The following is a 14086-nucleotide window of genomic DNA, read 5'->3' on the forward strand; positions in this document are numbered from 1 at the left end:
TTTGGTGGAACCAAAGTGGTTAGTTAGATTTGCCGTCCCCAATCTAAGTTTAACCTATAAGAATATCAATGATTTACAAGTTATTTCCCGCCCTGCTTTTACTGGTATTGTCTTTCAGTCCTGCTGAAAAGGCATTAAACGCACCTAAAACGGCTATTGCAACCAACACGGTCGAAGCCCAGCTCGAAAACGTGTATTCGCATCTTGATGCAGGATCATCGGCACTTCCCCAAAAAGCCAGTTTCTTTAAAGCCCTGCAAGGTTTTTACAAATTGAAAGCAGAAGGAAAAGTCACAAAGGACATCCTTACGCTTGTAGATTTCAGCATGTCTTCCAACTCAAAACGGTTGTGGGTCATTGATCTGGTAACCAATAAAGTACTTTTTAATTCGCTTGTGGCACACGGACGTAATTCCGGTGATGAGTTCGCCCTGAATTTTTCAAACAAAGGCGAATCGAATATGAGCAGCCTCGGGTTTTTCACCACAGGTGAAGTATATAGAGGAAAACACGGTATGTCGCTTAAACTCGACGGTCTCCAGAAAGGTCTTAATGATCACGCCAGATCACGTGCAGTCGTAATGCACGGAGCCGATTATGTTTGCGATTCCTTCATCAAAAACCACCACAGGTTAGGCCGCAGCCAGGGTTGCCCGGCCATTCCACAGGAATTGGTGAAAGATATAATCGGAACCATCAAAGGGAAATCCTGCCTGTTTATTTATCATCCTTCCGGCGACTCCAGCTTTTCAAAGTTATTTTCGTAAGGCGGCGTATAGCGGCTCGTCAAGATTGTAGATATCTTCCCGGAATTCAATCTGGCCTTTGTTATTGAGCCAGGCCGTCCAATACAACTGATAGATTTTTATTTTGTCTTTTAATTTTACAGAGGTGGTTTCCTTGGTGACGACCACCTCATTTATTTTGTCCAGCGTCCATTGTTCGTCGTTGATCAATTGCTGGGCGAGCGGCAACGGATTTTCAACGCGTACACAACCTGAACTCAGCGAGCGTTTGTGATACGAAAAATAATCGCGGTGATTCGTATCGTGCAGATACACCATGAAATTATTCGGGAAGTTGAACTTGACATTTCCGAGTGAATTATCGCTTCCCGGATCCTGGACGTAATAGTAATCATTTGGTTTTGTCGCATCCCATTTTGAAGGTGAAACGAGTTTTTTCTTCCAGTCGTAAATGGTCAGCCGATGGTTTTTGAAATAATTCGTATCCTTGGCGGCATCGGGTCCAAGATCTTCCTTGATGATTGTGGGCGGAACCGTCCATGTAGGGTTCAGGATGATTTCATTGAACGTCGATGTAAGTACCGGTGTGCTTCTTTCGGCTTTGCCAACCACGACTTTCCTGGAATCCAAGGTGTCTTTGTCTTTTATGAGATACAACGAATAATCGGGAATATTTACAATTACATATTGCCCGTCCATACTGTGCGGAAACCAACGCCAGCGCTCAATGTTCACCACAATTTGTTTTCTGCGGACCGACGGCTTGCAGTTCAACGCCTCGACCGTCGCTTTTGTCAGCGAACCTGTAACCGGTAATCCGTGTCTTTTCTGGAAACGCCATAAGGCACGGATGGTTTGGGAATTGAAAAATGCCGATGTATTCGCTTTCGCAGATAAATCGCCCCAAAATATCAATCGTTTTTTTACTTCTGATACCACGGCGACAGAATCGCCCCGTCTTATTCTTCCGTCAATCCTGATGGTTTTGAAATCGGAAGCAGGCAATGCATCAATCATCGCCAACGCTTTGATGAGGCCTTTATAAACCGGATGCTTCGGCTCGAGGAAGCGGATTACTTTTGACAATGAATCGCCTTTTATCCCGCCAAGCATCAAATCTGTAATTGGTTTGGTATGACGGTAAATCGCCCAGTTTAAATTCAGTTTCCGAACATCGCACTGGCCTTCGTAAACATGGGCTAAGTAGCTCCTGAGTGAATAGGTAAGCAAGATATCATAGGTGACACGTTCGGCATCAATCAATGTTTTATATCTTTTTTCAAACGAATTCAATCTTGTTATCCCATAGAATTCGGGGTCAAAGCCAAGTTTATATGAATCGGCCAAAACCAATAATGCATTTTTTCTTTTTGCCTCGTTTTCCCAAAAAGTATGGTAATCGTTCAGCCGATAGAAATTGAGCAATGGTTTGTATTTGTAACGGATTACCTTAGAAGAATCGAATGCAATCGGGCCAACCGTGCGGACTACAGTTTTCGGTGAGGAAACAGCATCGTTCTCCGGTTCTTTTTTGCATCCGACAGCGAGAATGCCAATCGCAATCCAATACAACAACTTTTTCATGCCACTCAAATTCGTTTGAACATGACGTAATGCATGCCAATCCCGTTTATCAAAAAAGCTTTACCCGTGATTTTGTAGCCCATGTTTTCATAAAATCCAACAGCGCCTTCGCGTGCATTGAACCAAAGCAGTTCGCCTGCACGTCGACGGGTTTCGTCTTCACAGCTTTGCACCAACTGGCGTCCGTAACCAAAACCCTGGTATTCTTCGAGCACCGCCATGCCACGCAACTGGAATTGTCTTTCTTCGCGAAAGCCGGGATGGTTATTGCGGAACAAAGAAGCCACGCCACGCAGTTCCGAATTGTCGAACAGCCCGAAATGAGAAGTGGAATTCAAATCGTCCCCGTCAAATACACAGGTTTCTACCGGTTTTCCCGGCCGCAAAACCGGATGGCGGACGGCATAGGTCTGTATGGAGTGAATCGGGCGTATTTGGGGCATCGTGATTTTGGTTTGTTTTAAAGATATAACTTTTTGAGGATAAATGTGGTGTCGTTTCCCGAGTCAGGCCGGCAAAAAAAACTTCGATTTTTCATTCAAAAAATTTGCATCTGAAAAAACTTATGCCTTATATTTGCACCCGCATTGCGGAAGTAGCTCAGTTGGTAGAGCTCCAGCCTTCCAAGCTGGTTGTCGCGAGTTCGAGCCTCGTCTTCCGCTCAAAGCCTCAGATTTTTCTGGGGCTTTTTTTATTTTACGGACATTGCGTCGGCCGGAAACTTTAATGTATAAAGTAAACAAATTGTGGCCGACGCCGGGCTGACCCGTTCCACCCGAGCACAGCGAACTGAGCGAACACAATCAAAAAAATAAATTTTGGTGAGCTAATCTTTTGCGCGAAAGAACGCTGCAAAAGGATTTTCACTCGCATTGCTTCGCCAATTCGGCTAAAGTCTCGGGTACTAACGCAATCCGGACAAATCGGAACCGCTTTCCAATTCCGTAGCTTCTTTTCCCTGACGGAACAACCGCGCTTCCAAACCGCCTTCAAGCGTAATTTTATCGCCGGAAACATTCAACCAGCTTCCTTCCCTCAATCCCAAAACCGGAACTGAATTATATATATGGAATTCCTTTATCCGGGTTTCACGTGTCTCACCCATATGTTTTCCTTCCGGATCGGGATCAAGATAATGCGGGTTTAGATTGAACGGAATCGCCCCGATTGTCCGGTAATCCGGAACCTGCACTATAGGCATGTCATTCGTGGTCTGCATCGATAAGCCGGTAATGTTGCTTCCGGCGCTGCTTCCCAAATAAGGCGTGCCTGAATTCACAGCTTCTTTCAAAACGGGCATCAGGTTATGTCGGTAGAGTTCATTGACAAGGACGAATGTGTTTCCGCCGCCGGTGAAAATTCCTTCGGCTTGTGAAATGGCTTCGACTTTGTCTTCGAATTCATGCAATCCACGTACGTCGATTCCTAAAGTCCTGAAAAAAGTAGCGGCACGAGATGTATAATCGTCCCACGAAATTCCACCGGGACGTGCAAATGGGACAAACAAAATAGATTTCCGTCCTTCAAAAAGTGAAGCGATTTGATCTTTGATATATTCCAGATATTGTCCGCCATGCAAAGTCGAGGTGCTTGCAATGATCATTTTTTTCATAAACGCATTCATTTCATTGGCCTCAAAGATAGCAATCCCCAAACTTTCATATTAACATAACTTTACAAGCATCGTCAAAGAATCGTTGCGATTCTTCCAATACATTTACTGCGACAACCTGAATACTGCCAAAATGAGATCGATCTTTACCTTTTTACTACTTACTTTCAGCCTTTTTATTTTTGCCCAATCGAGGAAACCTGTCCAGGGAAGAATCACTATAGGGACGCTTGTCGCGACTAATGACGAGGTCAATATCCGTAACCTTCAGACCAAAAAATCGACTGCCACTTCAAATGGTGGCTATTTTACAATCCAGGCAAAAGCCGCCGATACACTTTACATCACCAGCAATGAATTTCCGGCCATAAAATATGTGCTTAGTGCGCTCGACATGAACCAGGATCTGGTCGAACTTAAAATAAATACAGGCGCAACCCAATTGAGCCAGGTAACGGTAGAGTCAATCCCGAGTTCAAAATCGCTTGGAATCGAACCTGCCGATAAAAAGAAATACTCCAAAGCCGAACGCAAACTCAAGTCTTCCACGACTTCGGCAGTTCAGCGCGATGGGGATAAAGCCTATACGGCCATTTCCACCGACCGTGTCATCAACGCGATATCCGGCCAGACATCTGATGCCAAAAAAGAAGTCGCCACAGAAAAAAAGGAAGCCACTATTGCAAAGCTTTCTGAAATGCATCCGGAAAATTACTACACTGAAACGCTCAAAATACCGGTCGATTATGTCAAAGGTTTTCAATTTTATGCGGCCGAAGATCCCAAATTCGTCAAAATCGTAGAAGCCGGAAATGATGAGGACATCGATTTTGAACTCAGCAAGCTCGCCCCGAAATATCTCAACACCCTGAAAGATGGGCAAAAATAACTGGATTCTTTTATGGCTTTTCTCCTTGTCATTTGTCCAGGCACAGCAAGTCCTGCAGGGCAATATAATGTCTTCGGGCAAAGCGGTGGCAGGAATCTCAGTGATGAACCTGGTGACGGAACAGGTGACGGTTTCTGATGATTCCGGGAATTTTTCGATTAAAGTATCGGAAGGTGAATTATTGATTTTCTCATCGGTCAATTACGAATACAAAAGACGCATCATTGAAGCCGAAGATTTATCTGCCGGAAAAATCTCCATAACACTGGTCCCGAAAGTGGAAAAACTCGACGAGGTTGTCGTCTATCATGACATCAGCCCCGAATCGCTTGGCATTCCGGCCGGAAAAAAGAAGTATACGCCTGCCGAGAGAAAGCACAATGCGGCAACTCATTTTAATCCGGTGTTTATCCTTTTTCCAGTGCCTTTTGTCGCGTTTTCAATCGACCCGATCATCAATGCCATAAGCGGAAGGTCCAAATTGCTTACCAAAGAACTGGCGGTCGAGAAGAAGGAATTGTACATTAAAAAACTGGGAGAACTTTTCCCTGACGATTATTTTGTCTCTCGCCTCAAAATCCAACCGGAATATATTCAGGGATTCAAATATTATATGATCTACAATCCGGAATTTTTAAAGGCACTTGATGGAGGAAACAAAGCCCAGATGGAATTTATCATGGCGGCTGATTCGGCAGTTTTCAATGAACTCGTTTCCAATGAAAAAGGTTAGTCTGATTTTACTTTTCGTTTTTTGTGTCTTTTTGGGAAATGCCCAGGAAAAGATGATACGCGGTAAAGTATTTTCAGATGAAGGCATCGCAATTGGCGTCCAGGTCATGAATCTGGTCAATGAAAAAACGGCGGTTTCAGACGGAAACGGCTATTTTGAAATTCCGGCAAAAGAAGAAGACCTGATCATATTTCCATCCGTCGCCTACGAATACAAAAGATATACAATCACCCATAACGATTATGCTACCGGAGAATTCAATCTGAAGCTCATCAAAAAACCGGAACAGTTGGAGGAAGTCGTGGTATTGCAGAATATTAATCCGGAATCGCTCGGAATTGTCCCGAAAGGCCAGAAAATAAATACGCCGGCCGAGAAAAAACTCTACGCAGCCAAAAGTGGCCCGCTCGATCTTTTGATCAATACGCTTTCCGGCCGTATCAAAATGGCGCGTAAAGTGGTCGCGACCGAGAAAAAAGAACGGCTTCTGGCCAAACTCGATGCCATGTTCCCCGACGATTATTACGAGAAGCAGTTGCATATCCCGGCAGATTATATCGACGGTTTCCGCTACTATTGCGTCGAATTCCAGGATGTGGCGGAAGCGGTCGAGCTCAATAACAAAATCCGGACTTCGCTGGCATTGGCCGAACTTTCTGCCGAATATGTCAAGATCATAAACGAAACGGAAACCGCGATGCCAAAAGAAAAGCCCGGAAAAGAATGAAAAAAAGTCTTGTTTTGCTGCTTCCGTTGTTCCTGATTTTGTGCTCGTTTGTACATAAGTTTTATGTCGGGATTTACCAGATAGAACACAATGCCTCCAAAAGCCGGCTCGAAATTACCTGTCGTATTTTTGCCGACGACCTTGATAAGGCACTTGAAAAAAAGTACAAACATCCGTTTCATTTTGCCGACGGGAAATCAGACAAGCAGGAAATGGCGCAATGGCAATCCTACCTGAAGGAAAAGTTCAGTATCGAAGTAAATGGAAAACCTGCGGCCATGGAATTTAAAAGTGCCGAATTCGAAAATGGTGTCTTTATTTCCTATCTGTCAGCCAATGCGATACAATCTGTCAAAAAAATTGAGGTCAGCAATACGATACTGTTCGATTTTGTAACGAGTCAGCAGAATATCATACAGATAAAAGTGGGCAAACAAAAAAAGAATTTACTGCTCACACCCGATGAACCTGTCGATAGCGCCGAATTCTGACGCAAATCACTTATTTTAGCATTTTTACCTTTTATGAAGAAAATCTTTGCACTCCTTAGCCTGGTCGTAATTCCTTGTTTTGCACAGGAAAAGCCAAAGGAACAGGGACATCCAGATGTCAACAAATTCCGCCAGATGTATGATTTGCTCGCTACGCCGAATATGTACCGCACGGCTTCAGGTGCACCGGGCCCGGAATATTACCAGCAGCAGGCCGATTACAAAATGAGCGTGGAGCTTGACGATAAAAATGCAAAACTCTCCGGAACAGAGACTATCACGTATCATAACAACGCCAAGGAACCGCTTGAATATTTATGGATGCAGCTCGACCAGAACCAACAGTCGCGTACTTCGCTGAGTCCATTGGCTGAAAGTAATGGTCTTACTCCGGCCATGGGCGCTTCCGGTTTTTCACGTCAATACCTTGAAGAGAAATTCGATGGAGGTTTCAAGATCGAATCGGTTAAAGATGCCACAGGAAAACCATTGTCGTACACCATCAACCAAACCATGATGCGTATCAATCTGCCCCAGCCTTTGAAAGGTGGCGAAACCATTTCGTTTTCGGTCAAATGGTGGTACAACATCAATAATTATATGAAAGACGGCGGCCGTTCGGGTTACGAATATTTCCCAAAAGACGGTAACAGATTATACGTCCTCGCGCAGTTCTATCCGCGGATGGCCGTTTACAACGATGTGGAAGGCTGGCAGAACATGCAGTTCTGGGGTTCGGGAGAATTCGCGTTGCCGTTCGGTAATTTCGAAGTCGATATTACCGTTCCGGCCGATCATTTCCTCGATGCGACCGGAGTGTTGCAGAACCGGAATGAAGTCTACACACCCGAACAAATCAAACGATACGAGCAGGCGACAAAATCATACGATAAACCTGTCGTCATCATCACCCAGGCTGAAGCCGAAAAAAATGAAAAAGGGTTTTCCGACAAGAAAAAAACCTGGAAATTCAAAGCAGAAAACGTACGTGATTTTGGGATTTCGACTTCAAGAAAATTCATTTCAGATGCCATGGCCGTAAAACTTGGCGGCAAAGACGTGATGGCGGTTTCGCTCTATCCGAAAGAAGGAAACCCGATGTGGGAAGAGTATTCTACGAGAGCGGTTGCCCACACGTTGAAATCGTATTCCGCAAAGACGTTCGATTATCCGTATCCAAAGGCCATATCTGTCAACGCCCAGGACCAGGGAATGGAATACCCAATGATCTGCTGGAATTTCGGTCGTCCCGATGAAGGCGGGAAATACAGCGACAGGACCAAATACGGAATGCTCGGTGTCATCATCCATGAAGTAGGGCATAACTTTTTCCCGATGATCGTCAATTCGGACGAGCGCCAATGGACGTGGATGGATGAAGGCCTCAATACCTTTTTGGAAACGTTGGCCGAACTCGAATTCGACCCGAACTTCCCGCTTGACAGAGGTTTGCCGAAATTAGTGGTTCCGTATATGAGCGGTGCGCAATCCGGGCTTGAACCAATTATGTCCAATTCGGAAAGCATCAAGCAATTCGGCAATAATGCGTACGGAAAACCGGCAACTGGCTTGATGATGCTTCGCGAAACCATCATGGGCCATGAGCTTTTCGATTATTCGTTCAAGATGTATGCGAACCGTTGGAAATTCAAACATCCCACGCCCGACGATTTTTTCCGGACGATGGAAGATGCGTCTGCGACAGATTTGGACTGGTTTTTCCGCGGTTGGTTTTATACGACAGATTTCTGTGACATCGGGATCAAGGAAGTAAAACAGTATTTCGTCAGCGACAAAGCACCGGCAGGTTACAAAGCGCCGGAAGTGAATCGCCGGAATCGCCGCCAGATGTCAGGCCCGCTCGTGTATCTTACCGCTGATTCGGATCTTCCTGAATCTGATAAAAAACCATTTGCGATTTCACAGGTCAGTACGCTCGATGAATACGTCAAAGCGAACTTTACCGAGGCAGAACGCCAGAAACTCAGCGACCCTAAATATTTCTATCAGGTCGATTTCGTGAAGCCCGGAGGTTTGGTCATGCCAATCATCGTCGCGATTACCTACGAAGATGATTCTGTCGAAACACAGACATTCCCTGCCCAGATCTGGAGAAAGAACGATGAAACCGTGAGCCGTGTTTTTGCCGTAAACAAGAAAATCAAGAAAATCGAGCTCGACCCGAAATTGGAGACAGCCGACATCGATACGTCGAATAACCAATGGCCGTCTTCTGCACAAAAATCTAAATTCGATTAATGAAAAAAATGTTGTTACGCGATTTCCTGTTACGCGATTTTGAGTAACAGCTTTTTGCGTAACACATTCATCGAATAATTTGTTAACATCCAAACCGCGACGGCAGGCAACTTCGTAACTTTGGAAAATTAATTTTACTACTTATGTTCGGAATCGGCGGAGGAGAAATGATCTTCATCATCTTTATAGCACTGATGCTATTCGGGTCAGATAAAATCCCTGAAATGGCAAGGGCGCTCGGTAAGGGAATGCGTCAATTGAAAGATGCCACCAACGATATCAAATCTGAAATCCAGAAAGGGGCCGAAGCCAACGGTCTCGATAAATCGCTTTTGGATATAAAAGGAAGTATCAACCGCGAAATCGAGAAGGCGAAAGAAAATATCGGTGGACACTCGGAATCTTTGGAACAGTCCCGTCAGGATATTGAAGATATTACGTCAGGTCCAATCCAACGCCAGAGATAATGCTCGAAAAGCTGCTTGAAATAGATCGCGAAGTTTTTTTGTGGCTGAATAACCTCGGCTCCGAAACTTTTGATCCGTTGTGGTTACTCATCACGAAATTCACGAGTTGGATCCCGATTTTTGCCATTATCCTATACCTGACTTTCAAAAGGCTCGGATGGAGACACGCCGTGCTGATTATCGTCTGTATCGCCTTATTGTTATTGCTGACAGACCAAACCACCAATCTTTTCAAATATACGGTCCAGCGATTACGGCCCGGAAATAATCCTGAGCTCGCAAAGCTCATGCGGATTGTACAGACACGTAAATCGTTCAGCTTTATTTCCGGACACGCGTCCAACTCCATGGCGGTTGCGTTTTTTGTGTACCACGTGATGAAACCGTATATAAAGTATTTGGGTTTCTTTTTCCTGTGGCCGCTTATATTTGCTTATAGCCGCATTTACCTCGGGTTGCATTATCCGCTAGATATTCTTTGTGGGTACGCGTATGGGATTTTTACCGGCTGGCTGTTGCTTCGTCTTTACGCCTATCTGCGCAACCGGTTTTTTCCGGACCAAAAAGAAAACCTAGACCACCCGACTAACAGTGAGCCCGTCACGAATGGGTAACAAGACCGTTTCCACACGGGCATCTGAATTTATTTTTTCGTTGTAGGCGAGAAGCGCGATGGTGCTTTTATCGTTTGGCTTTACGGGTTCAAGGATTTTTCCGCTCCATAGTACGTTATCTGAAAGAATCAGTCCGCCTTTGTTCATTTTGGGAACGATGAGGTCGAAATAATTCGAATAGTTTTCCTTGTCGGCATCTATAAAAACCAAATCGTATTTTTTATCGATCATCGGAATGATTTCAAGCGCATTCCCAAGGTGTTGTATAATCTGGTTTCCGTGTTCGGACAAATCGAAATACTTACGCTGGAAGTCGAACAATTCCTCGTTGTTGTCAATGGTGTCGATGCTTCCGTCCGTAGCCAGACCTTCGGCAAGGCAAAGTGTTGCATAACCGGTATACGTCCCGATTTCAAGGATATTTTTCGGTTTTGAAATTTTCGAAATCATACTCAAAACACGTCCCTGCAAATGTCCGCTGAGCATTCGGGGCTGTAAAATCTTCTGGTGTGTTTCGCGATTCAGTTTTGCCAGCAATTCCGGTTCGGGTTGCGAATGGTTTTCAGAATAGCTTTCGAGTGCTTCGGAAATGAAATGCATGATACCTTTTTATGCAAAAATAACAGGAATCAGCGCGATGATTTTATAAATGGTACCGATGTTTTTTGATTATCGAAATTGATCTGCAGAAAATATGAACCCATTTTCAAATCAGATACATCGATCGAAGTGGCATTTCGTTCGGTTTTGAGGACTTGACCAAGATTATTGACGATGCGGATTTCGGGATTTCCCTGCGGCAGATTTTGGATCGACAACACATTGGAAGCCGGATTCGGATACACCAGTATCTTTTCAACCTGGTTTTGGGCGACCGATAAGATTTCCTGGCAGAATTCACCTCTTTCGTTCACATCGGCCGAACACGGAAATTCATACGTGCTTTGCAAATGCGTTGGCGACGGTGCATCTGTCCAGGTCAGATTCCCCAAACTTTCCATATTGATTTGTGCCGTGCTTCCGTTGCCCAATGCCATTTGCTGGGCCGTCGTATTTCCGGTGAACGAATAATCGGCGAGCGCATCCATGAGCCGGAACGTCACATAAGAATCAAGCGCATCGAATTCACCGCTGTCACTGTATTGTGCCGGAAGCGTATGATCGGCCACATAATCGTATCCGTCGACCGTAATCGAATGCACAATCAGGCAATCTTTATGCGATGCCGGAATGGCAATGTGGTTGAAAATATCCATGCCCATACGGTGGTCGTTTGTGGTGTCGTCATCGTACAAAACCGTCAGCATATTGCAATCGACAGGATATTGCGGCAAATTATCCGAACCCAACTCATACGAATACCAAGGTGCCGAACAGTAAATGAATTTGCCGTTGCTTCCCCAATTGTTTTCGGTAAACGCGCGATAGGCGAGGCGAGGCGTAGCACCACCTCCGAACGATTGTCCAAAGAAACCGACGCGGCTCGTATCAATGAATTCCGGATGAAGCTGGGCCGCTTTTTCAAATCCGTCGAACAGTGTATTGTAGCGTTCCGGAATATCGACGCCGACCGTTTTATACGGGACAAAAACTACGGCGTATCCGCGGGTTACAAGATGGCGGATGTTTTCGATATGATACAAGGTGTCGGTGGAAGCATAACCGTGCGAATAGAAAATAGTCGGTACGGCTGAGGTGTAATCTGACGGATAGAAAACAGAAATCGGATGATTGGCATCCCAATGATCGTTTGTGATGTCGATGTGGCTTACGGGATGATTCCCGTCGGCTCCATAACCTGAAGAAATGGCTGGAACCGGGCCTTGGAATTGTGCAACTGAAATAACAGGTGCGAGAAGAAAGAGCCAAAGATATTTCATGCTGTTTTTTTAGAGGTGACGGTTTCCCTGACTGATATAGCCTTCAATGGTTTAGTCGGTATTTTTCAAAAAAGCCATTTTAACGTACCTTTGCCCGATGCAATTGGAAAAGAAGGACATTCGCGCACTTTCAAAAGACCAGCTCCGGGATTTTTTTGTTTCCCAGGGCGACAAGTCTTTCCGTGGAAACCAGGTCTATGAATGGCTTTGGGGCAAGAGCGCCCACAAGTTCGAAGATATGACCAACTTGTCGAAATCGACACGCGAGCTTCTCGAGAAAAATTTCGTCATCAATTTTATCAAGGTCGATAAGATGCAGCAAAGCGAAGACGGAACCGTAAAGAATGCGGTTCGGCTTCACGATGGTTTGCTCGTAGAAAGTGTATTGATCCCGACCGAAACCCGGACGACCGCTTGTGTATCTTCTCAAGTAGGTTGTAGCCTCGATTGTAATTTTTGTGCGACGGCCCAACTCAAGCGTATGCGAAACCTGAATCCGGATGAAATCTTCGACCAGGTTGCCGCGATCGATAAAGAAAGCCGCCTGTATCACGACCGTCCGTTGTCGAACATTGTTTTTATGGGAATGGGCGAACCGTTGATGAATTACAACAATGTATTGTCTGCGATAGAAAAAATCACTTCGGAAGAAGGTTTGGGAATGTCGCCAAAACGCATTACGGTTTCCACTTCGGGCATTCCGAAAATGATCCGCAAAATGGCTGACGATGGCGTCAGATTCAAACTGGCCGTGTCACTCCATTCGGCTGTTGAAGAAACCCGGAATAGAATTATGCCTTTCAGCAAGAATTTCCCGTTGACGGATCTGCGTGACGCGCTGCAATACTGGTATCAGAAAACCAAAAGCCGTGTTACCTACGAATATGTGGTCTGGAAAGGAATCAACGACGATAAAAAGTCAATCGATGCGTTGGTGAAATTCTGCAAATACGTGCCTTGCAAGGTCAACCTGATCGAATACAACGCCATAGGTGACGATGAATTCCAGCAAGCCGACGATGCCGCCATAGATGCCTACATCAAAGCACTCGAAAACAATGATATCGTAGCCAAAGTGCGCCGTAGCCGCGGAAAAGATATCGATGCAGCGTGTGGCCAGCTTGCCAATAAGGAAGAGGCATAAAAAAACGCCCCGGTTTCCCGGAACGTCTTCAGGCATAGATCAAAAAAGTATCAATATCCCAGAGTGATTGCGATTGCCGAACCTCCGTTTATCGAGAGTGTTGCATTGGCATCGCACTGTCCGTTTCCGTAATCAAGTACGGCGGAATTTTCCCCACGGGTTATATTCAGCGTTCCGCTTACGATGTGCGGACATGTCATTTCAAACCGAAGTGGTGTGCCTACTGTGGATGTTTGCGTGCCTGATGGGAAAGTCGTTGTCCAGCTTCCGGAAACCAGGTACACATTGTCAAGCCAGTAGGGTGTGTCGTAACCGGCAATCAATTCGCGCACGCGGTGGCCGTTTCTGGTGTAGACATTCCCATTCGGGTAGGTGACTACATAATTAAAGTCGATATCGGCCACGGTATGCGATTCAGGTTGGGCCGTTGTGCTTTGGTTGGTGAAACTTAGGTTGCGGTTGCCTTCTACAAGTCGGTCGTTGTGATAGAAATCTGTCAGCGTGTAATCGATTACATAAGGTTCGGAACTGAAATCGGTGCTTCCGGTCACTGTGATCGTACCTGAAACCGAACTGCCGTTGTTCAGTGTACAACCTTCCCCAAACGTAATGACCGAAGTCCAGGAAGTGGCTGTAAATGTTGTTGAAACGGTGGCGCAATTGGGAAGGATGCTCTGGAAAGCTCCGGCTGCCGAACGTCCGGTTGCCGCGAGCTGGACGCGATATTGATCTTCCGCAATGGTACTGATGTCGTCGCTTATTCCGTCCATTTCGGCATTGACACGTGCATCTTCTGAATTGAACCGGTCTTCATCGTCCCGGTTACAACCTGTCGCGAATAGTCCGAGTGCGATCAGGGCAATTAGCAATTTTCTTTTCATAAGGCTGAGGTTTTAGATGTTATTTCGGGTCGCTTTTGGGTTTTACCTGTGGCCCGAGC

Annotated in this window: 15 protein-coding genes and 1 tRNA gene; 10 read left to right on the forward strand and 6 right to left on the reverse strand. The window is 45.5% G+C overall.

Annotated elements, in window-relative coordinates:
* Nucleotides 1–68: 68 nt before the first annotated feature.
* Nucleotides 69–767 (forward strand): murein L,D-transpeptidase catalytic domain family protein, encoded by a 699-nt coding sequence (locus tag G6047_RS05570; protein WP_169526497.1) that lies wholly within the window; start codon nt 69–71, stop codon nt 765–767.
* Here G6047_RS05570 and G6047_RS05575 read toward each other — a convergent pair.
* A complete protein-coding gene (locus G6047_RS05575; RefSeq protein ID WP_169526498.1) occupies nt 756–2330 on the reverse strand; it encodes a L,D-transpeptidase family protein in 1575 nt (524 codons plus the stop codon). The genes G6047_RS05570 and G6047_RS05575 overlap by 12 nt on opposite strands.
* Before the next feature lie 5 nt (nt 2331–2335).
* Nucleotides 2336–2773 carry a GNAT family N-acetyltransferase gene (locus G6047_RS05580; protein ID WP_169526499.1) on the reverse strand — a complete coding sequence of 146 codons (438 nt, stop codon included), beginning with the start codon at nt 2771–2773 and terminating at the stop codon, nt 2336–2338.
* 146 nt (nt 2774–2919) lie between these two features.
* On the opposite strand from G6047_RS05580, the gene G6047_RS05585 reads away from it, so the two are divergent.
* Nucleotides 2920–2992: transfer RNA gene (locus G6047_RS05585), tRNA-Gly, on the forward strand.
* A 242-nt stretch (nt 2993–3234) separates the two neighbouring features.
* On the opposite strand, the gene pepE is transcribed toward G6047_RS05585, so the two are convergent.
* Nucleotides 3235–3942: a dipeptidase PepE gene (gene pepE, locus G6047_RS05590; RefSeq protein ID WP_169526500.1), complete on the reverse strand. Its 708-nt coding sequence runs from the start codon at nt 3940–3942 to the stop codon at nt 3235–3237.
* Between the two features lie 133 nt (nt 3943–4075).
* Between pepE and G6047_RS05595 the strand changes: the two genes are divergently transcribed.
* The 7 genes from G6047_RS05595 (at nt 4076) to G6047_RS05625 (ending at nt 10122) form a co-directional block, all read left to right on the forward strand.
* On the forward strand, nt 4076–4831 hold the full coding sequence (locus G6047_RS05595) for a hypothetical protein (protein ID WP_169526501.1): 756 nt from the start codon (nt 4076–4078) through the stop codon (nt 4829–4831).
* Complete coding sequence (locus tag G6047_RS05600; protein WP_169526502.1) at nt 4818–5564, forward strand: carboxypeptidase-like regulatory domain-containing protein; 747 nt, start codon at nt 4818–4820, stop codon at nt 5562–5564. Before G6047_RS05595 ends, G6047_RS05600 begins: the two co-directional genes overlap by 14 nt.
* The gene (locus G6047_RS05605) at nt 5551–6291 is read left to right on the forward strand and encodes a carboxypeptidase-like regulatory domain-containing protein (RefSeq protein ID WP_169526503.1); all 741 of its coding nucleotides are present in this window, start codon (nt 5551–5553) and stop codon (nt 6289–6291) included. Before G6047_RS05600 ends, G6047_RS05605 begins: the two co-directional genes overlap by 14 nt.
* Nucleotides 6288–6782 carry a DUF6702 family protein gene (locus G6047_RS05610; protein WP_169526504.1) on the forward strand — a complete coding sequence of 165 codons (495 nt, stop codon included), beginning with the start codon at nt 6288–6290 and terminating at the stop codon, nt 6780–6782. The genes G6047_RS05605 and G6047_RS05610 overlap by 4 nt, the downstream gene beginning before the upstream one ends.
* 33 nt (nt 6783–6815) lie before the next feature.
* Nucleotides 6816–9041, forward strand: a complete 2226-nt coding sequence (locus tag G6047_RS05615) for a M1 family metallopeptidase (protein ID WP_169526505.1) — start codon at nt 6816–6818, stop codon at nt 9039–9041.
* Nucleotides 9042–9184: 143 nt separating this feature from the next.
* On the forward strand, nt 9185–9508 hold the full coding sequence (locus tag G6047_RS05620; RefSeq protein ID WP_169526506.1) for a Sec-independent protein translocase subunit TatA/TatB: 324 nt from the start codon (nt 9185–9187) through the stop codon (nt 9506–9508).
* Nucleotides 9508–10122 (forward strand): phosphatase PAP2 family protein, encoded by a 615-nt coding sequence (locus G6047_RS05625; protein ID WP_169526507.1) that lies wholly within the window; start codon nt 9508–9510, stop codon nt 10120–10122. The genes G6047_RS05620 and G6047_RS05625 overlap by 1 nt, the downstream gene beginning before the upstream one ends.
* Here the strand turns inward: G6047_RS05625 and G6047_RS05630 are convergent.
* Complete coding sequence (locus tag G6047_RS05630; RefSeq protein ID WP_169526508.1) at nt 10081–10722, reverse strand: O-methyltransferase; 642 nt, start codon at nt 10720–10722, stop codon at nt 10081–10083. The genes G6047_RS05625 and G6047_RS05630 overlap by 42 nt on opposite strands.
* A gap of 29 nt (nt 10723–10751) precedes the next feature.
* Nucleotides 10752–12002, reverse strand: coding sequence for a T9SS type A sorting domain-containing protein (locus tag G6047_RS05635; protein ID WP_169526509.1), 1251 nt, complete (start codon nt 12000–12002; stop codon nt 10752–10754).
* A gap of 97 nt (nt 12003–12099) precedes the next feature.
* Between G6047_RS05635 and rlmN the strand changes: the two genes are divergently transcribed.
* The gene (gene rlmN / locus G6047_RS05640; protein WP_169526510.1) at nt 12100–13146 is read left to right on the forward strand and encodes a 23S rRNA (adenine(2503)-C(2))-methyltransferase RlmN; all 1047 of its coding nucleotides are present in this window, start codon (nt 12100–12102) and stop codon (nt 13144–13146) included.
* Between the two features lie 50 nt (nt 13147–13196).
* Here rlmN and G6047_RS05645 read toward each other — a convergent pair whose 3' ends face one another.
* A complete protein-coding gene (locus tag G6047_RS05645) occupies nt 13197–14027 on the reverse strand; it encodes a hypothetical protein (RefSeq protein ID WP_169526511.1) in 831 nt (276 codons plus the stop codon).
* Nucleotides 14028–14086 lie beyond the last annotated feature (59 nt).

The sequence above is a fragment of the Flavobacterium silvaticum genome (assembly GCF_012911565.1).
In the GTDB taxonomy this organism is placed as follows: domain Bacteria; phylum Bacteroidota; class Bacteroidia; order Flavobacteriales; family Flavobacteriaceae; genus Flavobacterium; species Flavobacterium silvaticum.